Genomic DNA, 26,443 nt, shown 5'->3' on the forward strand with positions numbered 1-26,443 from the left:
TAGCTAAGAATTCTATAAAATAAATATTAGAAATATCGTGCCAATAAAGATTCTATAAATCCCAAAAGAAATATAACTAAATTTAGATATAAATCTTAATAATGTTTTTATAGCCACAAGTGCAAATATAAAGGAAAATAGCATTCCAATAAGTATAAACATAATATTTTCATTACTAAAATCACCAATATGTTTATATGTATCATAGCTAACCGCTATTATCATCGTAGGAACAGCAAGTAAAAAGGAAAATTCTGTTGCCACTTTCCTATCAAGCCTTAAAATCAATCCACCAAATATCGTAGCTCCACTCCTAGAAGTCCCCGGAACCATAGCTAGGCTTTGAAAACAGCCAATCAAAAAGGCTTTTTTTAAACTTATGGATTCTAGATTCTGCACTTTTGGGCTTTTATCTTTTAAATATAATTCTAATATGATAAAGAGAATCCCACCAATAATAAGCATATATGCGACAATATTTGCATCAAATAAACTTCGTATATATTTATATAGAAATAATCCACAAAATCCTGTCGGTATAAATGCGACAATCAATCGTAGCCAAATACTAGCCCTTAGGAATTTTTGCCAAAATAAAAACACCACTGCAAGGATTGAGCCTAATTGAATAGCTATTTGAAAGCTCGTTTGAAAACTATCTTGTTCTATTCCTAGTATCTTAGAAGTTAAAATCAAATGCCCAGTTGATGATATAGGTAAAAACTCCGTAATACCCTCAACTATACTTAAAAATATAACATCAAAAAAATTCATAAAAATCCTAAAAGTTAAATGCGGAATTATAGCTATATTTTAGCTAGATTCTTTAAGGATTCACTCAATTCATACTATATACAGCTAAGACAACTAGCCAACATTAATAAAATATATACTTCATAGCCTAACTCCTTATAGTATTATTGCAAAAGTCTTTAATTTAATGTCTAAATCATTAAAAATTTAGTAATATTTAGCACTAAAATAAAAGGTTATATTATGTTTTCAAAGATATTAATTGCAAATAGGGGCGAAATCGCCGTTAGAATCATTCGTGCTTGTAATGATTTACATATTAAAAGTGTGGCTATATACTCTAGGGCAGATAAGGAATCTATGCATGTAAAAATGGCAAGTGAAAGCTATGAAGTCAGCCAAGACCCTTTAAAATCCTATCTTGATGGAGATGCCATTATAGATATAGCTTTAGCTTGTGATGCAGAAGCCATACACCCCGGATATGGATTTTTAAGTGAAAATGCTGAATTCGCACAAAAAGTAAAAGATGCTGGGCTAGTGTGGATTGGACCAGATGCTTCTGTAATAGCTAAAATGGGCGATAAAAATGCAGCTAGAGAATTAATGAAAAAAAATGGGATTCCCATAGTTCCCGGAACAGATGCATTAAATAATCATAGTATCCAAGAAATTAAGATTATGGCAAATAAAATCGGCTATCCCGTGATATTAAAGGCAAGTAATGGCGGAGGTGGACGAGGAATTCGCGTTGTTCGTAATGATAGTGAAATTGAGGAGAATCTAGCTGCTTGTAAAAGAGAAGCGATGGCTTTTTTTAAAAATGATGAAGTCTTTATGGAAAAATGTATTGAGAATCCAAAACATATAGAATTCCAGATTCTAGGCGATAACTATGGGAATATCATACATTTGCTAGAGAGAGATTGTTCGATTCAGCGAAGACATCAAAAGCTTGTAGAAATAGCACCAAGCCCAACAATGAGTCTTGACTTAAGGCGTAGAATGGGGGCAGTGGCAGTTGCCGCGGCAAAAGCTGCAAATTATACAAATGCTGGAACGATTGAATTTCTAGTCGATGATTTGGGTAATTTTTATTTTATGGAGATGAATACTAGAATCCAAGTCGAGCATGGAATAACTGAGGAAATAACAGGATTCGACCTTATAGGACGACAAATACGAAGTGCGGCTGGGGAGATTTTGGACTTAAATCAAAATGAGGTTATTCATCAAGGATATGCAATAGAAGTAAGAATCAATGCCGAAGATGTTAAAAACGACTTCACCCCAAATCCGGGTAAAATAACTACATATTATCCATCTTTAGGACCTTTTGTCCGCATTGATAGCTCTGTTTATAAGGATTATACGATTCCGCCACATTATGATTCTATGATTGCAAAGCTGATGGTTAGGGCATCAAGCTATGATTTAGCGGTAAATAAGCTTATTAGGGCATTAGATGAATTCACCATTAGAGGCATTAAAACGACTATTCCATTTTTATTAAATATCGCTAAGGATAAAGACTTTAGAAAAGGTAATTTTGACACCTCATATTTGGAATCTAATATGCAAAGATTAATGCCAAGCGAGATTATCAATAAAGATGATATAGCCACAGCAATAGCAGCAGCAATAGCTATAAGGGCTGGATATTAATCCTTACTAATTTACTTTGAAAGTTTTTTTAGTATAATTACAGCTTTTATAGATTTATTTACATTATTTTCAAGGAATAAGAATGAAAAGAACATATCAGCCACACAATAAGCCAAAGAAAAGCACTCACGGCTTTCGAACTAGAATGAAAACAAAAAATGGACAAAGAGTAATACGAAATAGAAGAGCTAAGGGCAGAAAAAGATTAGCAGTTTAAAGATTTGAAGCAGATACAAACATTGAAGAATAAAAAAGAATTTGATTTTGTTTATAAAAACTCCACAAAATACAGAAGTCAAATTTGCGATATTTGTGTGTTAAAAAATAAAGATATAGATAGTTTTTATGCAAGGTTTAAAAAAAAAGATAGGTTAAATATTATCGGTCTTAGTGTTTCCAAAAAAATTGGCAAAGCAGTTGAACGCAATCTAATCAAAAGGCGAATTCGTGCAATTTATAGTCTATTTTTGCAAGATTTTTTATCAAGCAATTCAGCCAAATTTATTTTTATCATTATCGCAAAAGAGCAGATTAAACAAACACCTTTTTTATCTCTCAAAAAACATATTTACAATACATTATCAAGTGCTAGAAAATGAAAGCTATAATTAGATTCTATCAATTATATATATCTCCGCTAAATCCGCCTAGTTGTAGATTCTACCCAAGTTGTTCAGAGTATTCTATGCTATGTTTTAGATTCCAGAATCCTATTTTAGCAAGCATAAAAACCATATCGCGGTTACTTAGATGTAATCATTTATTTCGTGGTGGATTAGAATATCCGGTAATTACACTAAATCATATAGTCGCACAAAAAGGCATAAAGATAGATGTAACTTTTTGGCTTGTGCCTAAAGAAAATAATAAATATTATATAATTAGAAATTTAAAGGGAAATTGATGAATAAAAATTCAAATATTAGGATTCTAGTAGCTGTCGTGCTTTCTTTGTTATTCCTAATACCATATATGTATTTTTTTGCTCCAAAAACAGAATTAAGTAATAATAATGCAACCATAGCATTAAAACAAACAGGGCAAACAGAAATTAGCAATAATGCTCCAGAAGTAGCAACAACAAATGGCGTAAATCAAGCTATAGAAGCACCTATAAGCAGTGATTCTAAGATACTTGCTAAGATAGAATCTAGCGATTTTAGTATAGAAATAGATGAATTAGGTAGAATAGCAAATGTATTATTAAAGGATAAAAAATACCTAGATGATGAGGGCAATCCTCTTTCATTATTGGATAAAAATGCGATTAAGCCACTTGAGATAAGATTCCAAGATAGGGAAATCAATCAAAAATCTTTCAATACCCCATATACTTCTAGTGCCACTTTAGTAAATCTTGATGAAAACCAAGTATCAAGTTTGACATTAACCCAAGATTTAGGCGAAGTTACTATTAAGAAGATTCTAACTTTCCATAAAAATTTAGAATATGATATTAAGATAGAATTAAGCAAACCAGTAAATTACTTTATCTCAAATGGTGCAAGACCGATTGCCGATAGCTCAGCTTATGTATTTAAGGGTGTGATTATTAAAAAAAGTGATGATAAGCTAGAAAAAATTGAAGATGGCGATGCGACTATTGGCGAGAATCTTAATTTTAATAATGCGAAATTCGTAGCAAGTGTAGATAGATATTACACTACATTATTTTTTGATGAAAATGGATTTAATATCATCGTTGATGCAGATAAGAATGAAAATGCACTGCCATATATAATTCTTAATGATAATGCGTCTTTTAGTGGATATATTGGACCTAAAAACTATAAAGACCTAAAAGCAATCGCTCCATTTTTAACGGACACTGTAGAATATGGGGTTATTACATTTTTTGCAAAACCATTATTTTTGCTACTTGAATGGCTATTTGGAATCTTTAAAAACTGGGGTTGGGCGATTATAGGTTTGACTATTATCGTTAGGATAGTGCTTTATCCGCTCACATATAAAGGTATGGTTTCTATGCAGAAACTAAAAGATTTGGCTCCTAAAATGAAAGAGATTCAGGCAAAATACAAAGGCGATGGGCAAAAATTACAATTACATATGATGGAGTTGTATAAAAAACATAATGTAAATCCAATGGGTGGTTGTCTGCCATTGCTTTTACAGATTCCTGTGTTTTTTGCAATCTATCGCGTTTTATATAATGCTGTGGAGTTGAAAGATTCTGCTTGGTTGTTTTGGATTCAAGATTTATCGGCGATGGACCCATATTTTATCCTACCGATTTTAATGGGTGCAAGTATGTATCTACAACAACATTTAAGCCCTGCTACTTTTAATGACCCAATGCAAGAAAAGATTTTTAAGTTTCTACCACTCGTCTTTACTATATTTTTAATAACATTCCCTGCTGGATTAATCTTATATTGGACTGTTAATAATATTTTCTCAATCATTCAACAATTAATAATCAATAGAGTTATTAAAAAGAAAAAAGAAGAGGAAATACAAGAGCATCATAAAGGTCACAAAAGTGATAAAAGTTAGTGCTCCAAGTGTAGAAGAAGCCCTACTTAAAGCATCAAAAGATTTAAACTGCTCTTGCGTTGATTTAGATTACGAGATTATACAATACCCAAGTGATGGGATTTTTGGTATTAGAAAAAAAGAAGCAAAAATCGTTGTTTCTATAAAATCAAAACCAATAAAAGAAAAAAGCAAGGTGCAGAAAAAATATTGTATCGACGATGCAATTAGTGAGATTTCAAAAGAGATAAACGAACTTTTTGCACTTTTGCCTTATAAATTAGATGAAATAAAGATTAGTAAATATAATTCAAATACGATATTAATCTATTTTCAGGGTGAGGATTCCGCTTTGCTTATTGGCGAAAAAGGCTATCGATATAAGGCTATTTCATACCTACTTTTTAATTGGATAAATCCCAAATATAGATTAAATATAAGACTTGAGATAGAGAAATTTCTATCAAATCATGAAGAAATGATAGAAGCCTATTTAGAGCCGATTATTAAAGAGATTAAAGATTCTAATAAAGTTTTCACAACAAAGCCATTTGATGGGATTCTCGTTTATATTGCATTAAAAATTTTGCGAACACATTTGCCAGATAGATATATAATGATAAAAACAAATGAAAATGATGAAACTTACATAGTAGTTACACAAAATAATAATGAATAATGACACCATTGTCGCCATATCAACCCCTATAGGGATTAGTGCATTAAGTATCGTTAGACTTAGCGGAGAAAATGCACTTTTGATTGCCAAAAAGCTCACAAAATCACAGCATTTAAAGCCACGATACGCACATCTAAAATATATCTATAATAGCAATGATAATGTAATTGATAGAGGAATAGTGATTTATTTCAAAGCACCAAATAGCTTTAATGGTTGGGATATAGTAGAGTTTCAAACACATGGCGGAATCTCAGTTCCAAAAAGTATTGTAAATGAGTGTTTGAATCTCGGGGCAAGATTAGCAAATCCGGGAGAATTTAGTAAGATTGCATTAATGAATGGAAAACTTGATTTATCCACAATTGAAAGTATTTCAAAGCTAATTCTAGCTCAAAGCACACAAGCACAAGAGATTCTAGGCAGAATCTTAAAGGGCGATTTAGGGAGATTTATAGAATCTCTTAGGGGAGATTTAATTGAGATTCTCGCACATATAGAAGTTATGATTGATTATGCAGAAGAGGATTTACCAAAAGATTTGGAGCTAAGCATAGAAACAAAATTGCAAGATTCCATAAAAAAATTAGATGAAATTCATAAACATTCTTTAAGTATGCAAAATATTATTGATGGTCATCGATTAGTTATTATAGGCAGACCAAATGTCGGTAAAAGCTCACTTTTAAATAAATTGCTTTTAAAAGATAGGGCTATTACTTCAAATCTACCCGGAACCACAAGAGATATTTTAGAAGAAAGCATTACTATTAATAATCAAATTATTAAGATTATAGATACAGCAGGGATTCGAGAAAAAAATGACAATATAGATGAAATAGAAAAAATTGGAATGCAGAAATCTATAGAATACCTACAAGATGCCACGATAATCCTAGCGGTATTTGATGGAAGCAGGAAATTTGATGATGATGAGATATTAGAGATTCTAGCAAATAATAAAGATAAGATTATTATTGCCATTATTAATAAAAGCGATAAATTACAGATTTTTGATGAGAAAAAGATTGCTGAATTTGAGATGATAAAAATATCAACAAAAGATGATAGTGTATTTAATTTGCGGGAATTAATCGGCGAAAAAATAACACTAGATTCCATAAATAATCAAAATATTATCCTTAGTTCAAATAGACAAATTGATTGTGTTAAACATTGTATAAATACATTAAACGAAGCAAAAAATAATATAGCGGATTTTGAGATTTTTAGTTTTAATATCAATGAAGCTCTACATTCGCTAGATTTATTATCAAAACCATTTGATAATGATGAGATGTTAGATTCTATGTTTAGCGAATTTTGTCTTGGAAAATAGTCCTGAAAATCCTATCTTAGGGTTTCTTGTAAAAAACTATCAATATCTATAATATTACCTTCAATTTTATTATAGATTATATAATTCGCCATAATCTTCATTCCATAGATTCTACTCTCTTCATAAGGGATAAATTCCATACTAAGCCACGGGTCATATTTATTTTTCTTACTAAAAACGGCTGGATTTTTAAGAAAATTTCTTATAAATGTAGGTCCGCCATTATAGGCATAGGAAACAAAAAGTGGATGTTTGAATTCCTTTGCTAGATGATTTAGATAGTATGCTCCAAATTTAAGTGCCATATTTGGACTAAACATACTATCTTTTGTTACATTTTCCAAACCCATATCTTTAGCAAAATATTCTACATTAAATGGCATAATTTGTAGCATTCCTAAAGCATAGGAGCGGGATACTACAGATGGGACAAATCTGCTTTCTTGTTTTGCCACAGAATAAAGCAGTGTTTTTGTTGGGGTATCAAAATCAAACCCATCATAATAAGGCATTACAAAAAAATTTTTTGAAAAATCATAATATCTATTTAGCACAAAAATTAAATGTGGCAATGTATCCTTATAATAAAATAATTTTGCGATACTAAGCAAAGCCTCTTTATCTTTAACAAGCATTATATTTTGCCTTAAAATCTGCCATTCAAATGGATTTTCTATATCAAATGGTGATTTTTTATCGCCCAACGCACTAAAAATTGGGTCATCGATAGTAATAATATCGTATTTTGGCGATACTCCCAGCTTTGTAGTTGAATAAAGCGAATATAGATTAAAAAAGCTACTATTTGCGATTTCATTTAAAAACTGCTTATTTTGTGTGATTTTATATTGCCAGAAATTTGCCCTATCTTTTAAAAATTGTCTTTTTGTAACTTGTGCAGTTTGTGAGAAATATTTTTTTGCCTTATTTTTATTGCCACTTTTTAGCTCATTTAATGCCAATGCAAAAAAAGTCCAATCATTCACACCGGTGATATTCTCACTTAATAAAGCTTTAGTGAATTTGGGGAATTTTTGAGAAATAACCATATGATAAATAGCTTTATTATAATTTTTATTTGACATAAGTTTTATGTTTTTTGAACTATGATTAAAAATATCTTGCTTATGATGTAGGGCAAAATAAATATCGCTAAAATCCTCGCCACTAGCTTTTAGCATAGAATCTAATATATTTTTTGATTGCAAAATCTTAATTTGATTTAGAATCCTTTTATCATCTAATCGTGTTAGAATCTCATTATCTAGCTTTTTATCTAACGCATAGCTTAGCTTAAATCCCATTTTTAGGCACGAATCATCACTTTTAATTAATTCCTCAAATGATAATTCCTTGCAAAATAAATCTCTAGGTAGTTTTGAATGTGGAATCTTTCCTTTTAATCTATTAATAATCTTTGCACTTTTATTATCTATTAAATCATATAATTTTATAGCATCTTCAGGGCTAATGCTACCTTCTAAATATTCATAAATATAAAAATCTCTAGGAATTCCTTTGGGTTTAGATTCTATAAATGCAATATCATTACCAAATAAGATTCCAAAAAATAGAAATATATATAATTTTTTATAAATTGCTTGCATAATTTTGTAACATTCCTATAAAAAATAAATCTATAAATCTAATCACAATAATAACAATAAGGGGTGATATATCAACACCGCCAAATACTGTGGGGAGGAGTTTTCGCACTTGCATAAAAAGTGGCTCTGTTAAACGATATAGAATCTGCACTATTTGATTTGAAGGGTCAGGACGAACAAATGAAATAAGTGCGGAAAATATTACAATCCACATATAAATATTAAGTATCATATGTAAAATATCTGCAATAGCACTTAAAAATGTAGAAATTATCATCATCTAACTCCTTAAAATTTCTTTTAAATAGAATCTCAAATAAGGATATAGCTCATTTAAAAGTGGTCCTTTATGAGAACCTGTAAGCAAAAATCTAAGTGGATAAAATAATGCCTTTCCATTAAGTTTGCAAATCTCACTTAATCTTGTTTTAAAAGCATTAAAATCGCCCAAACATTCATCATTTTGTTTTACTAATTCTAAAATCACATCTCGTAAATATTGCATTTGTGCTTGAGATTCTGCATTTTCCTTGTCTAATGATTTAGGCTTAAAAATCAAATCAATCTTATCTCGTATTTCATTTAATGTGCTAGCTTCCTCTAGATAAATCTTTCCTAATGCACCAATGCTTAAATCATTAGATTCTAATAAAAATGCCATATCTTTTGGGCTTAATCTTTTTAGATGCTCTCTATTTATATAACGCAATTGGTCTATATCAAATTTCACAGGGGATTTTGATAAATTTTTCATATCAAACCATAAAATTGCCTCTTTAAGCGTAAAAATTTCATTCTTTGGTTTATTCCCCATTGAAAGCAAATAGTTTAAAATCGCATTTGGTAAATAGCCCTGCTCTAATAGCCATTTTACACTTGATTCACATTCCCTTTTGCTCATCTTTTTGCCATCTTTATTTAAAATTATCGGCAAGTGTGCATATTTAATATCTTTTAGATAACCTATATATTGGCGAACTAGAATCTGTTTTGGCGTGTTTGAAGTGTGGTCTTCGCCGCGGATAATGTAGCTTATATCATAAAGCATATCATCTGCACTACAAGCAAAATTATAAGTAGGAGTCAAATCATCTCTTATAATAACAAAACTATCAATTTCATTTTTATTAAATTTACATTCGCCTTTAATCTCATCAATAAATATTATAGAATCCTCTGCTCCCTTTAGGCGAATTGTAGGATTTGGATTAATATCCTTGCATATTTCTGCCCAAGAATCATCATATCTAAAAGCTATTCCATTTTTTATTGCTTCATCTTTTTTTTGAGATAGAAAATCTTTCGTGCAATAACAATAAAATGCTTTACCTTTTTTTATTAACTCATTTGCAATTATATTATGCTGTTTAAAATTATCACTTTGATATACAAGTCTATCCCAAAATAATCCAAAAAGATTTAGAATCCCTAGAATCTCCTTATCTTTTCCTTCGATATTTCGTGCATTATCCGTATCTTCAATACGAATTAAAAATTCCTCACCTGCTTGTTTTGCAATAATATAATTTAATATAGCAACGCGTAAATTTCCTATGTGCATATCGCCTGTTGGGCTTGGTGCAAAACGAAGCATAAAAATCTCCAAATCTTATTATCTAAATAATTAAAATATTTTTTGTATTCTAACACAACTTTAAACAGCAAAGGGCTTATAAAAATATTATCTTAGAATTTATCCTCAAACTCAACTTTTATCTTAATAAATTCATCTAAATTATCAACCAAAATATCAACTAATGATGCTTGAAATTGTATATCTCTATTTTTTACCATATGTTCTACAACCTCTGGTATTGTCCACGCTTTTTTATAACATCTATCATTACTTAATGCATCAAATACATCGGCTACAGCAGTTATCCTACCAAAAATTGGAATCTCTTCACCTTTTAATTTATTTGGGTAACCATTTCCATTCCACCATTCGTGATGGGTTAATGCTATTTGTGCAGAGGCTCTTAATATTGGTTTATCAGAAAAACAAAGCATATCATAGCCTTTTTGGGCGTGTGTTTTCATTATCTCAAATTCTTCATCTGTTAATTTACCCGGCTTATTCAATATAGCATCTGGAATAGCAAGTTTGCCTATATCGTGCATTGGAGAAGCTAGTTTCAAAAGACTTGATTGCTCTTCGTCTAACCCATAAAGTTTAGCAAGCAAATATGAATACTCTGCTACTCTTTTTATATGATTTCCTGTTTCTCTACTTCGCCCCTCGCTAATAGAGCCCATCGCATAAATAACTTCTTTTTGGACATTTTCCAACTCTTGCTGGATACTGAATAATTCTGTTACATTGTGTAAGATTCCAACAATTTCTTCATCATGTCGTTTAACATTAGAAATCTTAATCGCCATAAAATAACCTTGTAGATGGAGCTTATTGCCATTTCTATCAATACAAGGTAAATAAGTATTTATATATCCTTTATTTGCTAAGGTTTTTCGTATGTAATCTATAAATTCATCAGTAGATGCCCTACTTTTATCTATAACGCTAGATATATGTTTGCCTATAAGACCTCCATTCAAATAGCCAAAAATTTCCTCACCTGCCTTATTAACCTCAACAAAAACTTCTTGTTTAATCCTAACCATAGCAGTGCTTCTATCCAATAGAATCTGATATTCTTGGATAGTTCTATCTTTTTCAAACGAAACCCCCATCAAAGCATCGATACTATGCTCAAGATTCTTCTTTTTGACTTCATATTCCGTAACATCGTCCATACTGCATATATACATCAATGTTCTATTACGAGAATCTACGATTGGTTTGATAGTAGTTTTGGTATAAAATATATGAGAATCTGCATCTCTATTTTTTAAGATACCTATCCAAATCTTGCCATTCTGTATATCATTCCATATAATATTTGTGATTTCGTCTGCATTATCCTTAATAATATATGATAATTTTTTGCCAATTATTTGCGACCTTTTATATTTAGAGATATTAAAGAATAATTTATTTGCATTGATAATATCTCCTTTAAGATTCATATAGATTAATATAGAACTCTCTTCTAATAATTCTTTATATTGCTTAAAAATCTTAACCATTTCTGTATAGTCATCATTTGCTACAGAAACTAAATGACTTAAGCTATTGACAATAAAATCCAATCTATTAGATTCTCCAACAACTTCTCTTATGGTGTTGGTTTTTGGCTCATCTATGCCCTCGCTTAATGCAACAAAAGAATTTGTAACATTTAAGACATAGTTTTTATTACATTTATGAAAAAATTCTCCATAAGTGAAAAATCCGCTTGTCGGTGCTATATTATTAAATGTGGCAATCTCATAATCAAGCATAGATGATTTAAAGTATGTATATCTAGCAATACAAGAATATATATAAATACCATCGATGTTTAAATTTCCTAGATTATTAGCAATCTCTACTAGCTTACTTTTTGTATTTATTATAGAGCCTATGCCAAATCTAACTTTTGTGCCTTTTTTTACATCTCCTGCATATTGTATAGAGCCATCATCATAAACTGCAATAGCTGCTCTACCTATAAATAAATCATTTTCATAAAATGTAAGGGGAAACTCAAAACCACTTGATGGAAGATTATCAGCAGCTATATCTCCTAGATATTTTCTATATATTTCTTTAGCAGGAATATTATTTATTGTATGGATTATTCCACCGGGAGATGAATCTGTAACACTCATATCAATACCAATTCCCAGCCACTCAAAAATAGAATTCGTATAAATTTGCAAATCACTAGAATACAATGCAGCACAAACCACTACCATATCGTTTGTGCCAGATTTATCACCAATAAATATTTTACTAAAACTTAAATCATCTCCAGCATTTCCGCCGGCTATTGTAAGTTGTGGGGCGATTTGCGTGATTTCATCTAATAAATTTGTGGCATTGACTTTAAGTGTGCTATTAAAAATAATCAAAAGTTTTATTTTGTCATTTATTAATTGGTTATTAATATCCTGTGCTATTTGTTTGCAATCTGTAGTCTTAAATCCAAGTGTTTTTATACTTGTTTTTTGAAATATAGATACACAAATAGTAATACTCTGCTCATAAAAATTCCCATCGCTAATCTCTGCTGCTGATGAAGTTAGCAGAATCTCACTATGTGGCAATATTGTATTAATGGATTTTATTAGTTGATTTGCAAGTTCTTCATCTTGCAGACCACAAAAAATTTGTATAAGAATATTAGATTCTGTAATACAAGATTCTAATTTGGCTTTGAGTTTATCATCATTCTCGTATATAAAACTAAAAACTCGCAAAAAATTCTCCCTTAAAATCTAATATAGAAAATATGTTCTTCATTATTATAACAATATTCTATACTCATCTTGTGTAGTTCAATAATCTCACTTACAATGGATAATCCAAGTCCATAGCCACTTTTTGTAATATCTCCACGATAAAATGGCTCAAAATAATATGAAATATCATTTTCTAGCGGTTTGCCTTTATTGCGAAACATTATGCCATTTTCACTTAACTCAATATTGACAATGCCATCATCGCCGTATTTAATCGCATTTTCTATTAGGTTTTTTATGGCAATTGATAGTAGATGCATATCGCCTTTTATCTTAATGCTTTTAATAATATTTAGCTTTATCTTTTGATTTTCTATATCTTTAAGTGCTTCAAAAAGAATGCTTTCGCTTAAAAATTCATCAAAATGTAGTTTAAAGCCACCTTCTTGAATCCTTTCATACTCAAGCATATTTTGACTTATTCTATCAAGTGAATTAATATATCGCTTTAAATCATTTTTTAGCTCGTCGCCATCTTTTAAACTAAGCGATAATTTTATTTTTGCTAGTGGAGTTTTAAGCTCGTGGGCGATATTTCGCGTGATTAATTCTCTTGCTTTTATGAGACGAGAGATTTTTTCATTCATTTCATTAAATGTTTGCATTAAGCGACTAATTTCATCATTTTGATTAATCTTTAACATTTTGGCATAGATTCCACCTTTTAGCTCATTTATAGCGTAACGAAGCCTATTTAAAGGTCTTAAAACTTGATGAAATAAGAAAAATGAAAGAAGCATAATTATGCTTAATTGAAATAATAAAATTAGAATCTTGTAGTTATTCCAAGCATTATTATCTATGATTTTCACGAAATTAATTGTATCTTCTAAAAATGTTATACTAAATCCAATAAAAGAATCATATGTAAAAATCTTAAAATACAATATATCATTAAAGCTTTCATATAATATTTGTGTATTTTTAGGGATTTTTTCCATTTGGGTATATCCAAAACCATTCCCAATTTTATAAACAGCGTCAAGATTCCCACTTAAATAATAAGGAATGAGAATCTGTGCAAATACTATCATTTCATTTTGAAGTCGCTTGGTTTCGCTATCCTGCATCATTTTATTTGTTTGTATAAAAAATGCGATAGTAACAAAAAATAATATAAAAATTAAAATGATAAATTTATATTTTAGCTGCAAAATTTATAGCCTATTCCCCAAACAGATTGTATAAATTTCGGCTCTTTTGCATTGTCATTTATCTTGAAACGAATATTTCTTATATGGGTATCAATACTTCTAAGGGTAGAATCTTCATTTATCGCACTAATACTATTTGCTATTTGCTCTCTACTCATAGGTTTTTGCCTATTTTCTATCAAAAATAATAAAATATCAAATTCTGTTGGGGTCAAATCCACATTCATTCCATCGACTACAACTGCCCTTTGCTCGATATTTATCGACATATTATCAAATTCCAAATTTTTTGGCTTTAATCGCCTAAGAAGTGCATTAACCCTTGCTAAAAGCTCCACAGGTTCATATGGCTTTGCTAGATAATCATCAGCACCTTTTTCAAAACCCTCGACTTTATTATAAATATCGCCCCTTGCACTTGAGATTATTATCGGCACTTGGGTGATTTGGCGAATCTTTTTGCATAGCTTAAATCCGTCCATCTCTGGCAAGGTCAAATCTAAAATGATTAAATCAATATTATCTTTCCCCTCTAAAATCTCCAATGCTTTACTTGGCGAATGTGTAGCTATAACCTCATATTTTGATTGCGTCAAATAAGCCACAATTAGACTTTGCATCTCTAAATCATCTTCTACTAATAATAGTTTATGCATTTTCACTCCAAATTTGATTTTTATTCTCTAAAAATTATTTTTCTTGCATTGTCAAAATTTTCAAGATTATACTTTTTAAAGTCTTTTTCTCCAAATATATTATTTTCAAATTCCTGCTTTTGGAATTTATCATCTAATCTATCTTGCGGAATCCTATTGATACTTTCACGCTCTCTTATTTTCTTTACAAATAATTCTCGTTGCTTTTTATCCAAGATTTCATAAACTGATATTAAAAAGTTTTGGTCTGCTCGAAATCTATCATTTGCTAGATTTAAGCCTTTTGTTATTTCATTGGAATCCTTATCTAATAAAGATTTAGAAAAGCTTTCCATAATTTGATTATTGTTTTCTTTAGAATCAACATACCATTGCTTTAAAAAAATATGATGTTTTCTAATAATATTTTTTATTTGATTTTGTTGCTCTCTAGAAAGTTTTAATTCTTTTAATTCTATATAAACATTACCCAAAAAGTCCGCATTCAAAGTTGTAAAAATACAAATTAAAACTAATGCAAATCTCATTGTTATCTTCTTTAATAAATTTTATTTGTTTTGATTATAAAAAAAATTATTAATTTTTAGTTAAGTTCAATTAAGTTAGTTTCAAACCACGAAATTTAATAATTTTAGCATACATAAACAAATACATACATATAAATACAAATATCAAAATCATCAATATAATAATATTATCATAAAATAAAATTGGTAAAAAAATAAAAGGGATATTAAAAATCCAAATCAATATAGAAGTTTTATAGTTTGAGCGAGTTATTCTTTTATAAACTAGCATATGAAAATGCACACTATCTGGCTCCATTGCGGACATTTCCCTTAAAAACTTTTTACGATATATGGAAAATAAAACCTCAAAAATAGGATAAATCATAATACAAACACCATACCACGCACTAACTTTCTTACCGCCATCTTGCGTTAATGTAATAAGTAAAAATGCCATAAGAAATCCAAGCAAATATGCTCCGCCATCACCAAGAAAAATTTTTCCTTTAGGGAAGTTTAATAGCAAAAAACCCAAGATTCCACCGATTAAAGCAATGCTAATATAGAAAATATCAATTTGTCCAACCATATAACTCACACAAGCAATGCTTATCAAAACAAGAATGCTAAATCCGCCAGCCAAACCATTAAACCCATCGATAATGTTAATCGCATTTATAATCCCAACAATACAAAATATACTAAAAATAATCCCAAAATAATATGGAATCTCAAATCCCACATCAGTAATCACACAATCATATAAATAAATCACGCTAACAGCACCCAATATTTGCAATAAGAGTCGCTTTTTAGGGCTTAATGAATTATGTAAATCTTCTAAGATTCCACTTAAAAAAACTAATATTATAGGAATTAGAAGCAATAAAAATCCATATTGTAATCCAAATAAAATAGCAATAAACAAAGAGCATAGGATTCCAATCCCACCACCTCTAGGAATATCGCCATAATGCATCTTTTGTGGCTTAAGAGTAGAATCTAAATCAAGCAAAATGCCTTTTTGTTTTGTGTATTTAATAATAATAATATCAATTATAAATGCTATAAAAAGACAGATAAAAAATATTTCTACAAAAAATACAATCTCATAAAATTTAAACATAGCTTGTTTTCCTTCATTCAAATACTAGATTCCAAAAGATTTTAGTTGATTAACTCCCATTGATAAGCACTATTGATAATGGTTTTTAGATTATTATATTTAGGTCGCCAAGAAGTTAGCGATAGAATCTTAGCATTATTTGATATTAAATTTGCAGGGTCTCCATCTCTACGAGGTGCTTCTATTGTCTTAAAATCCACATTAGAAACCTCTTTTACAGCAGATATTACCTCTTTTACACTATAGCCTTTTCCATATCCTACATTAAAAATTTCACTTTTATTATGTTTATATAAAAATTCATAGGCACTTAAATGTGCTAAAGCTAAGTCATCAATATACACATAATCCCTTATACAACTTCCATCTTTAGTATTATAATCGCTACCAAAAATACTTACACTTTCTCTTTTCCCCGCAGCACATTCACAAGCAACTTTTATTAGGTGAGTGGCATTTTTACTTCTTTGTCCAAGCCCTTTTTTATCTTTATAATTATTATCACACAATGCCCCTGCGACATTAAAATAACGCAAAGCAACATAATTAAAATCTCTATATGCAAAAGATACATCTCTTAGTATAATTTCGCTCATCATTTTTGAGCTACCATAGGGATTTATAGGCAAAAGCGGAGCATTCTCTGTAACAGGAATCTCATTTGGCTCACCATAAACAGCCGCCGTAGAGCTAAATATAAATTTATTGATATTATATTCGATGCAAAGAGATATTAACGCTAATGTATTTTTAGTGTTATTATCATAATATAAAAGTGGTTTTACAACAGATTCGGGGACGATTAAAGACGCAGCAAAATGCACAACACAATCAAAATTATTATTTTTAAAAAGCTCTCTTAAAGCTACATTATCACTCAAATCAATCTTGATAAATGAGATTCTATCTCCAAATGTGGATTCTAAGAATTGGATATTCTCTATAAAACCACTACTTAAATTATCTATTATTACTATATTGCAATTCGTATTTTTTAAAAAATAATACGCTGTAGTAGAGCCTATATAGCCAGCTGCACCAGTAAATAATATATTTTGCAAAATAAGCCTTTAATCTAAAATTTCACAATTATACAATAAGTTTCAACCCTTAAATATTAAACACATCTTAAGTATAAAAATACAAAATTGTTACATTTATTAGTTAGAATATTAATAATTAAAATTAAATAAAGTAAGATTTAATATATTTTAATTTATAAACTTCTAATCAAATAAAATAAAAAGGCAGGAAAATGGAAGATATTTTTGACCGGAAATCACTTAGTATGACGATTTTGATGACTCCAGAACTATCAAATTTTAGTGGAGTTGTGCATGGCGGACATTTACTTAGAATGCTAGACCAAGTTGCATATGCGTGTGCGACGCGATATTGCGGAGTAGATGTGGTAACTGTGTATGTCGATAATGTAAGCTTCAAGCAACCAATCCCAATAGGCAATCTCGTAACATTTTTAGCAAGAGTGAATTACACGGGCAAAACCTCAATGGAAGTTGGCATAAAAGTAATTAGCGAGGATATAAAAAACCGCACGGCGACACATACAAATAGTTGCTATTTTACTATGGTAGCTTTAGACCCAGATGGAACTCCGCTTGAAATAGACCAATTAACCCCAACAAGCAAAACAGATATAAGACGATATGAAGCCGCTAAGCGAAGAAAGCAAGTAAGGGCTAATAAAAAATAATTGAGATTCTAAGAGGATTTAAGATATTGCTATTTTAAATCCCTAAAAGAAGCACATTTAAGAGATAATCCACTTCATTATTGCTTAAAAATACACTTCGCTTATCTCTTAAAAAATCGAAAAATAAATCCTTATCGATTGTTTGCGAATCTTCTAATAAACAATGATTATGAGCACATAAAAAACCCCTTGTAACAGCAACTTTAGAATCTAATTGTTTATTACAAATAAAACAACTATCTTCAATATTAAGTCTTCCCTCAAATGCCAAGAGGTTTGCGTATATTTCTATCAAAACACGATTTGGTGATTGCTTGCTTAAAAACAATGCTCCATTATTAAGTAAATTAAAATAAAACTCTGGAATCTCTTCTGTATCTCGCAAATGTTTATTTAGTAGTTTTAAAAGTTGCTGCCAATAATAAAGCCTTGTATAGTCATTTTCCCAAACAAAACCAAGTTGCACAATATTTCGCATTTTTGGTATAAATTGACCGCTATATTCTATATCAAAATCAACCTTTCTACCAATATTTATAATACTATGCCTAAGTCCGTAGAATCTATATAGATGTAGAAATTTTGTCTTTGTTATAATTTGGACAATAATATCCTCATTTTTCAACTTTGTTATTCCACTTATAAATCCTTGCAAAAAACTCTCCATTAAAGTTTTAAATTAGATTTAAAAATTATAATTTAATTTTTAGATTATTATGGAGGATTAGTTGGATAATTTCATAAATGCCACCTTAAAAGCTGGAAATAAAATCGCAAAAATATTACAAAATAAAGATGCATTTTTATATCAACAACATAATCGAGGAGTTGGCGGTGATATAAGCATTGGTGCGGATTTGGTAAGTGAAAAAATATTTTGTGAATATTTAGGCGAATTTGGGAATATAGATTCCGAAGAAAGTGGTTTTATAGATAATAAAAAAGATGATGTTATTATTATCGACCCACTTGATGGCAGTGATAATTTTCTATCAAATATCCCTTATTATGGTGCGAGTGTGGCATTATGCGATAAAGATTTGAATACTAAAATCGGGATTATAATGAATTTTTGCGATTGTAGTGTTATTATAAGTAATGGGAAAGAAAATTTTAGGGGGAATCTTAATAATAATTTCATAGATTTTAGAATTATAAATAATATAAATTATTCTAAATGTGGAATCTTTGAAAAAGCATATTCAAATCCACAAATTTGCAATATTTTTAGAGATAATAATATAAAATTTCGCTCTCTTGGTGCATTAGCCCTTTCTTTGGGATTAGCAAATGATGTTAATTTTGTTTTATTTGTGGGAAATATACGCAAATACGACATTAAAGCAGGATTTTTAATAGCCAAAAATCTATATAAAATGGAGAATAAAAATTTTGTTCTTATTAGCAAAGATAAGGAGTTATTTGATAATATTTTAAAACTTGTATTTTAAAAAGGGAATAAAATAATGGCATTAGGTATTTTTAAAAATAATAAAAAATCTAAATCAACAATAACACATAAAAAAGATTTTCAAGATACACAAACACAATGGATAAAATGTAATTTTTGTAATGCACTTATGTATTACAAAGAAGTCCTTAGTCAAAATTCTGTTTGTCCAAAATGTAATTATCACTTTAGAATCAGTGTAACAGATAGAATTAAGCTTATTTTTGATGAGGGCAATATCACCGAGCTTGATAGGAATCTATCGCCAATCGACCCACTAAATTTCGTGGATAAAAAAAGCTATAAACAGCGGATTGAAGAATATGCCAAAAAAACTGATGGTAGGGAGAGTGCGGCGATTAGTATAGAATCTAGCATTGATGGAATCCCCGTTCAAGCGGTGATTTTTGACTTTGATTTTATGGGCGGAAGTTTAGCTTCGGTTGAGGGAGAAAAAATCGTTAGGGCAATAAATCGTGCCATTGAAAAAAAGCAAGGGCTAATTATCTGCTCATCGAGTGGTGGAGCTAGAATGCAGGAGAGCACATATTCATTAATGCAGATGGCAAAGACAAGTGCCGCGTTAGATAAACTCTCAAATGCCAAATTGCCTTATATTTCTATTCTAACAGACCCAACTATGGGCGGAGTTTCTGCGTCGTTTGCATTTTTAGGTGATATTATAATCGCCGAGCCGGGAGCTACAATCGGCTTTGCTGGGGCTAGAGTTATAAAGCAAACTATCGGTGAGGATTTGCCAAAAGGATTCCAAACTGCGGAGTTTCTCCTAGAACACGGACTTATTGATATGGTAGTGCATAGAAAAGACCTGAAAAAAACATTAAGAGATTTATTGGAAATGTTAACAAATGAAAATAAAAATTTACGCGATAGCAAAAAAGCAAAACAATCATAATGAATTTATGGCATATATCAAGCAATTTGGAGTGAAGCTAGAAGTGATAGATATATTTAATGCAAATATTCAAAAAGCACATAAAACTTCTCCAAATGAAGCAAGAATTTCCTATACAAAAGAGTTTGAGCGATTTATTAATAAAAATGCTATGAATATCGCTCTCCATCCAAATGGGAAAATTGTAGATTCCTATGAATTAAGCGATATGATGAAAAATAGCCAAGAGGTGAATTTCTTTATCGGCGGGGCATTTGGATTTGAAGAGAGATTCTTAAAACAAACAAAGCCAATTTCATTAAGTAAGCTAACTTTTAGCCATAAAATAGTGAAAATTATCCTATGTGAGCAGATTTTTAGGACATTGTGTATTATCAACAATCACCCATATCATAGAAAATAAACTAAATAAGGATTCTTATGCGAAAAAGAGAGATTGAGGAATTATTTCAAAAGCTTAATACATCAAAATATACTATTATAAAAACAATACAAGATTCAAACAATAATATTAATATGTTAAATAATATAAGCTCAAGTGAAGAAGTGGATATAGGAAGCTCTAAATCTATCGTATATATTGATGAAAATATATTAATAAAAAATAATAAACAATTATTAGAGATAAACAAAGCAATAGAAAAAATAAAGAATAATGTATATGGAAAATGTGAAATGTGTGAAAAACAAATTGATATAAAACGACTTAGGGTAAAACCACATGCTAGTTTCTGCATTACTTGTAGAGAAATCTTTGAAAAACAAAATAAACTAAAATCATAAGGATAAAAAATGACTTTTAAATACTATCCACTTACAATACTAATCTTGGGAGTATTATTAGGATTCTATATTTACAACATAGATAGTAGCTCTTTTTCATACACAATACCATTTACTAATCTAACTTACAATATGCCTGTGGCATTGTGGATTGTATTGATAGTATATATATTCTTTTTTATAACTATTGCTTTTATTTTCTCCGAACGATTAGGGAGATTTATAGATAGAAATGCAATAAAAAATGATAAAAGAATATTCGTGCGAAAGATTAAAAATAAGATTATTGAGCGAGAGGAAGATAAATTAATCCTAAAAACCAAGCTTTTTAAAGAATTAGGAAATATTATCGATGGATTAAATATAACGCCAAAACCACATATAACAAATTGCGAAAATCAAGAAATTAAGAAATTATTTGCAATGTATGAAAACCTACAAAATGGCGAGGAAATAGATATTCATAAATTTAATATTCCCCAAACTAGCACACTTTTTACAATAAATGCAAAAAATAGTATTAATAAAAATTATAAAAATGGATTATCTATCATAAAGAATAAAAATTATATTTATGAATTAAAGAAGTTTGCTTTTATCGCATTGCTTAGAAATGCTGATGAAAAAGAAATAGAAAAATACAAAGACCAAATAAGCTATGATAAAGAAATAGCATTAGAGATGATAAAAATTTATATTAATGGCAAGATTCACCTAAGTGTGCAAGAAATAAGTGATATTTGCAAAAATGCTAAATTTACAGAAGATGATTATCTAAATATTATAAAATCTGCAAAAGGCAAAATTAACCCAAATCAATGGATTGAAATTTCGGAATATCTAGCTGATAATGATGAAAATGCTGAAAAAGCACATTTTTATGTTTTACTTGAATTAGAGATGTTGGAACGAGCAAAAAATAGATTAAAAGCACAACCTACTTATGAGTTTTTAAATATTCGTGCATATTTAGACTTAAAAGCAGCAGGAAAAACATATCCAACAGAATTATTTTTTAAATAGAAATGATTGGAATCTTAGTATTTGATAAAATTTGAAAATCTCCTTATGTTAGCTCCACTAGCTGGTTGGAGCGACTTGGCATTTCGAAGTATGGTTAAAAAATTTGCCGTTGATATTACAGTTAGTGAGATGATAAGCTCCTATGCCCTAGTTTATAATCCCAAAAAAACCTTGCGAATGATTGAAAAAAGCCCCTTGGAATCGCCCTTTTCCGTGCAGATTGCCGGGAATAATAGTGATATTATTAAAAAAAGTGTGGAGATTCTAAACACACAAAACGGCATTGATATAATTGACTTAAATTGTGGCTGTCCGGCTCCCAAAGTAAGCTCACACGGGAGCGGAAGTGCACTCTTAAAAAATCTAAATCTTTTGGCTGATTTAGTAAATACCATAAAATTACACTCTAATAAGCCCTACACAAGCCTAAAAGTGCGACTTGGATTTGATAAAAAAATCCCGCTTGAATTAGCCTCTATGATAAATGATAGTGGAGCGGATTTTGTCGTAGTTCACGGGCGAACCAAAATCGATGCATATAAAAAAGAAAAAATCGATTATAGCTCAATCGCCCAAATAAAGGAGAAAATTAGGATTCCACTCATCGCAAATGGCGAGATAGATTCTTTTCAAAAAGCAAAAGAAGTGCTAAAAATCACCAATGCAAATGGCGTGATGATTGGGCGATTTGCGTTGAAAGAGCCGTGGATTTTTTATCAATTAAAGCACAATACGCAAGAATTACCAAATATGCTAAAAAAAGATATTGTGTTGGAGCATTTTGATAATATGATTAGATTCTACGGGGAGAGAGGTTGTATAATCTTTAGAAAAAATCTACATAATTATGCAAAATCTCATAACAATGCTAGTGATTTTCGCATAAAGGTAAATGCCATAACTTCCCCAAAAATTATGCGAGAATCTATCATTGATTTTTTTAGTAATGAAAAAATAAGCTAAAATTATAAAAAAATTTAGGATTAGAAATGAAAATTTTTATTTTATTAATTACTTGTATATTTGCATTAAAAGCCCAAATAATCGATGGCGTAGCTATAAAAGTTGATGGTAATATTATAACCTTATATGAAATACAAGAAGCCCAAAAGCAACTTGGCTTAAGTAAGCAAGAAAGCATTGATAGAATAATCCAAGAAAAACTTAAAGAAAATGAGATAAAACGATTAAATATAAAAGTAGATGATAAAAGGCTCGATGATGAGATAAATAATATTGCAATGAATAATAAAATCACACGAGAAGACCTAATAAACACATTGCAAAGTCAGGGAATCTCATTTGATGATTATAAAAAAGAGCTTAGAAAACATCTTATAAATAGAGAATTAATGCAAAAAATACTACAAACCAATTCAAATCTAACAAATGAAAATGACCTTAGGCAGTATTATGATGTAAATAAAGATGAATTTACACTACCTAATATAATCAAGGTTACAAGCTATGTATCAAATAGCGATGTTGAGTTGCAGCAGTTTCTATCGAATCCGCTTATATTAAATCCAAATATTGAGGTAAAAGACGAAGAAATAAATATAAAAAGTCTTCCGCCACAAATTGTTAGTATATTTTTAGATACGCCAGAGAAAAAATTTACCCCTGTGTTAAACTCTGGAAATACTTTGATTGTATTTTTTATCAAAGAAAAATTAGGAAAAGAATTAATACCATTTGATGATATAAAACCTAATGTAATGCAAAAATACGCCGAAGCAAAAGAAAATGAGATATTAAATGAGTATTTTAGTAAAATCAAAGCAAATACAAAAATAGAAATTATAAGAGAATGACAAATGAGATTCGGAAAGATTAATTATCTAAATCTAGCACCATTTGATGTGTTTATAAAAAAATATCCACTTCCATCTACATTTAAACTATTTCTAAATCACCATAAAAGCTACCCTAGCAAACTAAATAAGGAATTTTTATTTCGACGAATTGATGCTGGATTTATATCATCCATTGCCGGAATGAATGCCAAAAAAACAAAAAGTGCGATTATTTCCTATGGTGAAGTGTGGAGTGTAATCGCTATCAAAAGAGAAAGTAAATTGGATTATCAATCAGCAAGTTCTAATGCACTATCTAGGATTCTAAAAATCGATGGAGAGATTCTAATAGGCGATAGAGCATTGCGTTACAAGCTAAAAAATAATGATTATATTGATTTGGGCGAAGAATGGTGGAAAAAACATCATCTTCCATTTGCATTTGGGCTTCTTTGCTATAATAAACATAGGGATTTATATCTAAAATTATCAACATCTTTCAATCAAAAAAATATTAAGATTCCGCAATATTTACTAGAAAACTATGAGAAAGATTCGCAGATAAAAAAGCAGGATATTAAGAAATATCTAACAAAGATTCATTATAAAGTATCAAATAAACCTAAGATTGCATTAATGAGATTCTATAGGTCTATAAGACTAAATAGGATAAAAATACCAACGAGATTCTAAGCTTATTATGGAATGATATTTATTGTATCGTTTATTATCTCGGCACTTCTTCTCTCGCCAAATATCTTTTCATTTAAGAATCTATAATTTCTACACGCTTCGCCTATACCCTTATCACAAGCAATTCCATATAATTCTAATGCTCTATTGAAATCCTGCCTTACGCCTAAGCCATTTTCATAAAACACTGCTAGATTATTACAACTACTCAAAACCCCACCTTCACAAGCAATATTTAGATATTTTACAGCATTAAACGGGCTTTTCGGGGCATTATATGAGCCTGTGGCATACATATATCCTAGATTCGCACAGCCTATTAAATCGCCTTGTTTGCAAGCAACATAATTTAAGTCCAATAATCCTAATTTATCTTTATTTAATCCAAAAATATTATAGGTATTACTTAGTAATCCAAGATTATAGCAACCAAGCGAACTTCCAATATCACAAGCAAATTTATAATATTGCAAACTCTTAAAATAATCTTTTTGAACGCCAATTCCATTTGCATACATATATCCTAGATTATTACAAGCAAATGCATCGCCACCGCTACAACCAACCATATACAATTCACTTGCCATAAGTTTATCTTGAGGAATGTCTTGCGTTCCATTATCATATATTGAAGCAAGATTCGAACAAGCTAAGGCACTCCCGCCACTACAAGCTTTTTTGTAGTATAAAATCGCTTTATTGTGGTCGCCATTTGTCCCTACTGCATACATATACATAAGCCCCACTCCAAGACAACCATCGCTATCGCCCTCTTCATCACAAGCTTTATTGAATAATGAAAAAGCCTCAGCATAATTACCTTTTTGAGCGAGTGCTATTCCCGCAGTTGTTGCCGATGATGTAGCAAATAAGAAACCAGCTAATAGCACTATGCTAAGAATATACCTCATAGATTCTGCTCCAAATATAAATTGCTATTAAACACTCAAGCAAAAATAGTGCCAAAAAATGGCTATTGTAAATTATGATTTTTTATTTTTTGTAAATGTTATCAAATCTTCTACACTTAGAATCTCATTAGATAGATTTAAAAGGCTATATTCAAAAACCTTTAGTGCGATAATGCAATCCGCAAATGCCCGATGTCGCACAGGATAATCAATATTTAAAAATTCATTTAGGTAGCCCAATCCATATTTTGGTGCTTGGATAGTTTTTCGAGCTAATTGCAAAGTGCAAATCGTCCTATTTTTCATAATGGGAATCTTATTTTGAGATAGTTTTTCGTTTATAAAATTAAAATCAAATGTTATATTATGAGCCATAAAAACAGAATCCTCTAAGAAAATCTTAAATCTTTCTAATACCTTATTAATTTTTGGAGCATTTGCAATCATACTACCATCTATTCCAGTTATTTCTGTTATCTTATCTGGAATCTCTTTTGTAAAAGCGTAGCTTTCAAATCTATCTATGATATTACCATTTTTATATTTTATAGCACCAATTTCAATAATATCATTTTCTTGTGGCGAGAATCCAGTCGTCTCAATATCCACTATGCAAAAAAGAGAATTAAAAATACTATCTCTTGTTTTTAGGGAGATTTCATCTCCATTAATAAATAGCGGGATTCCAAGAGATTTGGCAATTTCTATATTAATATCAATATTATATTCATTATCCAAAATCTCCATAAATTCATCTAATGCAATAGAATCTTTTTCTTTTAATATCTCTATTAGATTCTCATAATTATCTAGATTATTTTGCAAGGAA

29 protein-coding genes are annotated in these 26,443 nt (G+C 29.9%); 16 read left to right on the forward strand and 13 right to left on the reverse strand.

The window, feature by feature from the left end; all coding sequences use genetic code 11:
* Nucleotides 1–12: 12 nt before the first annotated feature.
* Nucleotides 13–774 carry an undecaprenyl-diphosphate phosphatase gene (locus CCY99_RS05630; RefSeq protein WP_112060438.1) on the reverse strand — a complete coding sequence of 254 codons (762 nt, stop codon included), beginning with the start codon at nucleotides 772–774 and terminating at the stop codon, nucleotides 13–15.
* 222 nt (nucleotides 775–996) lie between these two features.
* On the opposite strand from CCY99_RS05630, the gene CCY99_RS05635 reads away from it, so the two are divergent.
* The 7 genes from CCY99_RS05635 (at nucleotide 997) to mnmE (ending at nucleotide 6,932) form a co-directional block, all read left to right on the forward strand.
* The gene (locus tag CCY99_RS05635) at nucleotides 997–2,418 is read left to right on the forward strand and encodes an acetyl-CoA carboxylase subunit A (protein ID WP_112060439.1); all 1,422 of its coding nucleotides are present in this window, start codon (nucleotides 997–999) and stop codon (nucleotides 2,416–2,418) included.
* A gap of 82 nt (nucleotides 2,419–2,500) precedes the next feature.
* Entirely contained in the window at nucleotides 2,501–2,635 is a 135-nt protein-coding gene (rpmH, locus tag CCY99_RS05640) for a 50S ribosomal protein L34 (protein WP_112060440.1), read from the forward strand.
* Nucleotides 2,636–2,639: 4 nt separating this feature from the next.
* Complete coding sequence (gene rnpA / locus CCY99_RS05645; protein ID WP_112060441.1) at nucleotides 2,640–3,017, forward strand: ribonuclease P protein component; 378 nt, start codon at nucleotides 2,640–2,642, stop codon at nucleotides 3,015–3,017.
* On the forward strand, nucleotides 3,014–3,322 hold the full coding sequence (gene yidD / locus CCY99_RS05650) for a membrane protein insertion efficiency factor YidD (protein WP_112060442.1): 309 nt from the start codon (nucleotides 3,014–3,016) through the stop codon (nucleotides 3,320–3,322). The genes rnpA and yidD overlap by 4 nt, the downstream gene beginning before the upstream one ends.
* Nucleotides 3,322–4,935, forward strand: coding sequence for a membrane protein insertase YidC (gene yidC, locus CCY99_RS05655; protein ID WP_112060443.1), 1,614 nt, complete (start codon nucleotides 3,322–3,324; stop codon nucleotides 4,933–4,935). The genes yidD and yidC overlap by 1 nt, the downstream gene beginning before the upstream one ends.
* A complete protein-coding gene (locus CCY99_RS05660; protein WP_112060444.1) occupies nucleotides 4,922–5,593 on the forward strand; it encodes a Jag N-terminal domain-containing protein in 672 nt (223 codons plus the stop codon). Before yidC ends, CCY99_RS05660 begins: the two co-directional genes overlap by 14 nt.
* Nucleotides 5,586–6,932, forward strand: a complete 1,347-nt coding sequence (mnmE, locus tag CCY99_RS05665; RefSeq protein ID WP_112060445.1) for a tRNA uridine-5-carboxymethylaminomethyl(34) synthesis GTPase MnmE — start codon at nucleotides 5,586–5,588, stop codon at nucleotides 6,930–6,932. The genes CCY99_RS05660 and mnmE overlap by 8 nt, the downstream gene beginning before the upstream one ends.
* Nucleotides 6,933–6,943: 11 nt before the next feature.
* On the opposite strand, the gene CCY99_RS05670 is transcribed toward mnmE, so the two are convergent.
* The 9 genes from CCY99_RS05670 to galE form a co-directional block, all read right to left on the reverse strand.
* Nucleotides 6,944–8,539 (reverse strand): lytic transglycosylase domain-containing protein, encoded by a 1,596-nt coding sequence (locus CCY99_RS05670; protein ID WP_112060446.1) that lies wholly within the window; start codon nucleotides 8,537–8,539, stop codon nucleotides 6,944–6,946.
* The gene (locus CCY99_RS05675; RefSeq protein ID WP_112060488.1) at nucleotides 8,523–8,816 is read right to left on the reverse strand and encodes a YggT family protein; all 294 of its coding nucleotides are present in this window, start codon (nucleotides 8,814–8,816) and stop codon (nucleotides 8,523–8,525) included. Before CCY99_RS05675 ends, CCY99_RS05670 begins: the two co-directional genes overlap by 17 nt.
* A gap of 3 nt (nucleotides 8,817–8,819) precedes the next feature.
* On the reverse strand, nucleotides 8,820–10,133 hold the full coding sequence (gene gltX, locus CCY99_RS05680) for a glutamate--tRNA ligase (protein WP_112060447.1): 1,314 nt from the start codon (nucleotides 10,131–10,133) through the stop codon (nucleotides 8,820–8,822).
* A gap of 92 nt (nucleotides 10,134–10,225) precedes the next feature.
* On the reverse strand, nucleotides 10,226–12,841 hold the full coding sequence (locus CCY99_RS05685) for an HD domain-containing phosphohydrolase (protein ID WP_112060448.1): 2,616 nt from the start codon (nucleotides 12,839–12,841) through the stop codon (nucleotides 10,226–10,228).
* A gap of 11 nt (nucleotides 12,842–12,852) precedes the next feature.
* On the reverse strand, nucleotides 12,853–14,037 hold the full coding sequence (locus CCY99_RS05690; protein ID WP_112060449.1) for an ATP-binding protein: 1,185 nt from the start codon (nucleotides 14,035–14,037) through the stop codon (nucleotides 12,853–12,855).
* A complete protein-coding gene (locus tag CCY99_RS05695; protein WP_112060450.1) occupies nucleotides 14,028–14,693 on the reverse strand; it encodes a response regulator transcription factor in 666 nt (221 codons plus the stop codon). Before CCY99_RS05695 ends, CCY99_RS05690 begins: the two co-directional genes overlap by 10 nt.
* Nucleotides 14,694–14,713: 20 nt before the next feature.
* The gene (locus CCY99_RS05700) at nucleotides 14,714–15,220 is read right to left on the reverse strand and encodes a hypothetical protein (RefSeq protein WP_112060451.1); all 507 of its coding nucleotides are present in this window, start codon (nucleotides 15,218–15,220) and stop codon (nucleotides 14,714–14,716) included.
* A 70-nt stretch (nucleotides 15,221–15,290) separates the two neighbouring features.
* Nucleotides 15,291–16,328 (reverse strand): MraY family glycosyltransferase, encoded by a 1,038-nt coding sequence (locus CCY99_RS05705; protein ID WP_112060452.1) that lies wholly within the window; start codon nucleotides 16,326–16,328, stop codon nucleotides 15,291–15,293.
* A 41-nt stretch (nucleotides 16,329–16,369) separates the two neighbouring features.
* Nucleotides 16,370–17,389, reverse strand: a complete 1,020-nt coding sequence (galE, locus tag CCY99_RS05710; RefSeq protein ID WP_112060453.1) for a UDP-glucose 4-epimerase GalE — start codon at nucleotides 17,387–17,389, stop codon at nucleotides 16,370–16,372.
* 194 nt (nucleotides 17,390–17,583) lie between these two features.
* Here galE and CCY99_RS05715 point away from each other — a divergent pair, with 194 nt between their 5' ends.
* Entirely contained in the window at nucleotides 17,584–18,042 is a 459-nt protein-coding gene (locus CCY99_RS05715; protein WP_112060454.1) for an acyl-CoA thioesterase, read from the forward strand.
* A 34-nt stretch (nucleotides 18,043–18,076) separates the two neighbouring features.
* Here CCY99_RS05715 and recO read toward each other — a convergent pair whose 3' ends face one another.
* On the reverse strand, nucleotides 18,077–18,697 hold the full coding sequence (recO, locus tag CCY99_RS05720) for a recombination protein RecO (protein ID WP_181646859.1): 621 nt from the start codon (nucleotides 18,695–18,697) through the stop codon (nucleotides 18,077–18,079).
* 73 nt (nucleotides 18,698–18,770) lie between these two features.
* Between recO and CCY99_RS05725 the strand changes: the two genes are divergently transcribed.
* From CCY99_RS05725 to CCY99_RS05760, 8 genes are read left to right on the forward strand one after another with little or no spacing between them, the layout of a single operon-like run.
* The gene (locus tag CCY99_RS05725) at nucleotides 18,771–19,493 is read left to right on the forward strand and encodes an inositol monophosphatase family protein (RefSeq protein WP_112060456.1); all 723 of its coding nucleotides are present in this window, start codon (nucleotides 18,771–18,773) and stop codon (nucleotides 19,491–19,493) included.
* Between the two features lie 15 nt (nucleotides 19,494–19,508).
* Nucleotides 19,509–20,408 (forward strand): acetyl-CoA carboxylase, carboxyltransferase subunit beta, encoded by a 900-nt coding sequence (accD, locus tag CCY99_RS05730; protein WP_112060457.1) that lies wholly within the window; start codon nucleotides 19,509–19,511, stop codon nucleotides 20,406–20,408.
* Nucleotides 20,362–20,811, forward strand: coding sequence for a 23S rRNA (pseudouridine(1915)-N(3))-methyltransferase RlmH (locus CCY99_RS05735; RefSeq protein ID WP_112060458.1), 450 nt, complete (start codon nucleotides 20,362–20,364; stop codon nucleotides 20,809–20,811). The genes accD and CCY99_RS05735 overlap by 47 nt, the downstream gene beginning before the upstream one ends.
* Nucleotides 20,812–20,828: 17 nt before the next feature.
* Nucleotides 20,829–21,191 (forward strand): RNA polymerase-binding protein DksA, encoded by a 363-nt coding sequence (gene dksA / locus CCY99_RS05740; RefSeq protein ID WP_112060459.1) that lies wholly within the window; start codon nucleotides 20,829–20,831, stop codon nucleotides 21,189–21,191.
* Nucleotides 21,192–21,200: 9 nt separating this feature from the next.
* A complete protein-coding gene (locus CCY99_RS05745; RefSeq protein ID WP_112060460.1) occupies nucleotides 21,201–22,214 on the forward strand; it encodes a hypothetical protein in 1,014 nt (337 codons plus the stop codon).
* 21 nt (nucleotides 22,215–22,235) lie between these two features.
* Nucleotides 22,236–23,177 carry a tRNA-dihydrouridine synthase gene (locus tag CCY99_RS05750; protein WP_258443611.1) on the forward strand — a complete coding sequence of 314 codons (942 nt, stop codon included), beginning with the start codon at nucleotides 22,236–22,238 and terminating at the stop codon, nucleotides 23,175–23,177.
* Between the two features lie 26 nt (nucleotides 23,178–23,203).
* Nucleotides 23,204–24,028: a peptidylprolyl isomerase gene (locus CCY99_RS05755; RefSeq protein ID WP_112060461.1), complete on the forward strand. Its 825-nt coding sequence runs from the start codon at nucleotides 23,204–23,206 to the stop codon at nucleotides 24,026–24,028.
* Nucleotides 24,029–24,031: 3 nt separating this feature from the next.
* A complete protein-coding gene (locus CCY99_RS05760; RefSeq protein ID WP_112060462.1) occupies nucleotides 24,032–24,703 on the forward strand; it encodes an MqnA/MqnD/SBP family protein in 672 nt (223 codons plus the stop codon).
* Between the two features lie 5 nt (nucleotides 24,704–24,708).
* Here CCY99_RS05760 and CCY99_RS05765 read toward each other — a convergent pair whose 3' ends face one another.
* A complete protein-coding gene (locus tag CCY99_RS05765; protein WP_112060463.1) occupies nucleotides 24,709–25,614 on the reverse strand; it encodes a tetratricopeptide repeat protein in 906 nt (301 codons plus the stop codon).
* A 72-nt stretch (nucleotides 25,615–25,686) separates the two neighbouring features.
* Entirely contained in the window at nucleotides 25,687–26,439 is a 753-nt protein-coding gene (locus CCY99_RS05770; protein ID WP_112060490.1) for a 3'-5' exonuclease, read from the reverse strand.
* Nucleotides 26,440–26,443: the final 4 nt, after the last annotated feature.

The organism is Helicobacter sp. 16-1353 (genome assembly GCF_003288815.1).
Classification (GTDB): domain Bacteria; phylum Campylobacterota; class Campylobacteria; order Campylobacterales; family Helicobacteraceae; genus NHYM01.

Excerpts from the sequence above, each read along its gene's own strand:
- CCY99_RS05700 (WP_112060451.1), bottom strand. The coding sequence starts at position 15,220 with ATGAGATTTGCATTAGTTTTAATTTGTATTTTTACAACTTTGAATGCG.
- accD (WP_112060457.1), top strand. The coding sequence starts at position 19,509 with ATGGCATTAGGTATTTTTAAAAATAATAAAAAATCTAAATCAACAATA.
- mnmE (WP_112060445.1), top strand. The coding sequence starts at position 5,586 with ATGAATAATGACACCATTGTCGCCATATCAACCCCTATAGGGATTAGT.
- CCY99_RS05695 (WP_112060450.1), bottom strand. The coding sequence starts at position 14,693 with ATGCATAAACTATTATTAGTAGAAGATGATTTAGAGATGCAAAGTCTA.
- CCY99_RS05715 (WP_112060454.1), top strand. The coding sequence starts at position 17,584 with ATGGAAGATATTTTTGACCGGAAATCACTTAGTATGACGATTTTGATG.
- CCY99_RS05765 (WP_112060463.1), bottom strand. The coding sequence starts at position 25,614 with ATGAGGTATATTCTTAGCATAGTGCTATTAGCTGGTTTCTTATTTGCT.
- CCY99_RS05675 (WP_112060488.1), bottom strand. The coding sequence starts at position 8,816 with ATGATAATTTCTACATTTTTAAGTGCTATTGCAGATATTTTACATATG.
- gltX (WP_112060447.1), bottom strand. The coding sequence starts at position 10,133 with ATGCTTCGTTTTGCACCAAGCCCAACAGGCGATATGCACATAGGAAAT.
- CCY99_RS05705 (WP_112060452.1), bottom strand. The coding sequence starts at position 16,328 with ATGTTTAAATTTTATGAGATTGTATTTTTTGTAGAAATATTTTTTATC.
- dksA (WP_112060459.1), top strand. The coding sequence starts at position 20,829 with ATGCGAAAAAGAGAGATTGAGGAATTATTTCAAAAGCTTAATACATCA.
- yidC (WP_112060443.1), top strand. The coding sequence starts at position 3,322 with ATGAATAAAAATTCAAATATTAGGATTCTAGTAGCTGTCGTGCTTTCT.
- CCY99_RS05755 (WP_112060461.1), top strand. The coding sequence starts at position 23,204 with ATGAAAATTTTTATTTTATTAATTACTTGTATATTTGCATTAAAAGCC.
- CCY99_RS05670 (WP_112060446.1), bottom strand. The coding sequence starts at position 8,539 with ATGCAAGCAATTTATAAAAAATTATATATATTTCTATTTTTTGGAATC.
- rpmH (WP_112060440.1), top strand. The coding sequence starts at position 2,501 with ATGAAAAGAACATATCAGCCACACAATAAGCCAAAGAAAAGCACTCAC.
- CCY99_RS05735 (WP_112060458.1), top strand. The coding sequence starts at position 20,362 with ATGAAAATAAAAATTTACGCGATAGCAAAAAAGCAAAACAATCATAAT.
- yidD (WP_112060442.1), top strand. The coding sequence starts at position 3,014 with ATGAAAGCTATAATTAGATTCTATCAATTATATATATCTCCGCTAAAT.
- CCY99_RS05745 (WP_112060460.1), top strand. The coding sequence starts at position 21,201 with ATGACTTTTAAATACTATCCACTTACAATACTAATCTTGGGAGTATTA.
- CCY99_RS05635 (WP_112060439.1), top strand. The coding sequence starts at position 997 with ATGTTTTCAAAGATATTAATTGCAAATAGGGGCGAAATCGCCGTTAGA.
- CCY99_RS05630 (WP_112060438.1), bottom strand. The coding sequence starts at position 774 with ATGAATTTTTTTGATGTTATATTTTTAAGTATAGTTGAGGGTATTACG.
- CCY99_RS05760 (WP_112060462.1), top strand. The coding sequence starts at position 24,032 with ATGAGATTCGGAAAGATTAATTATCTAAATCTAGCACCATTTGATGTG.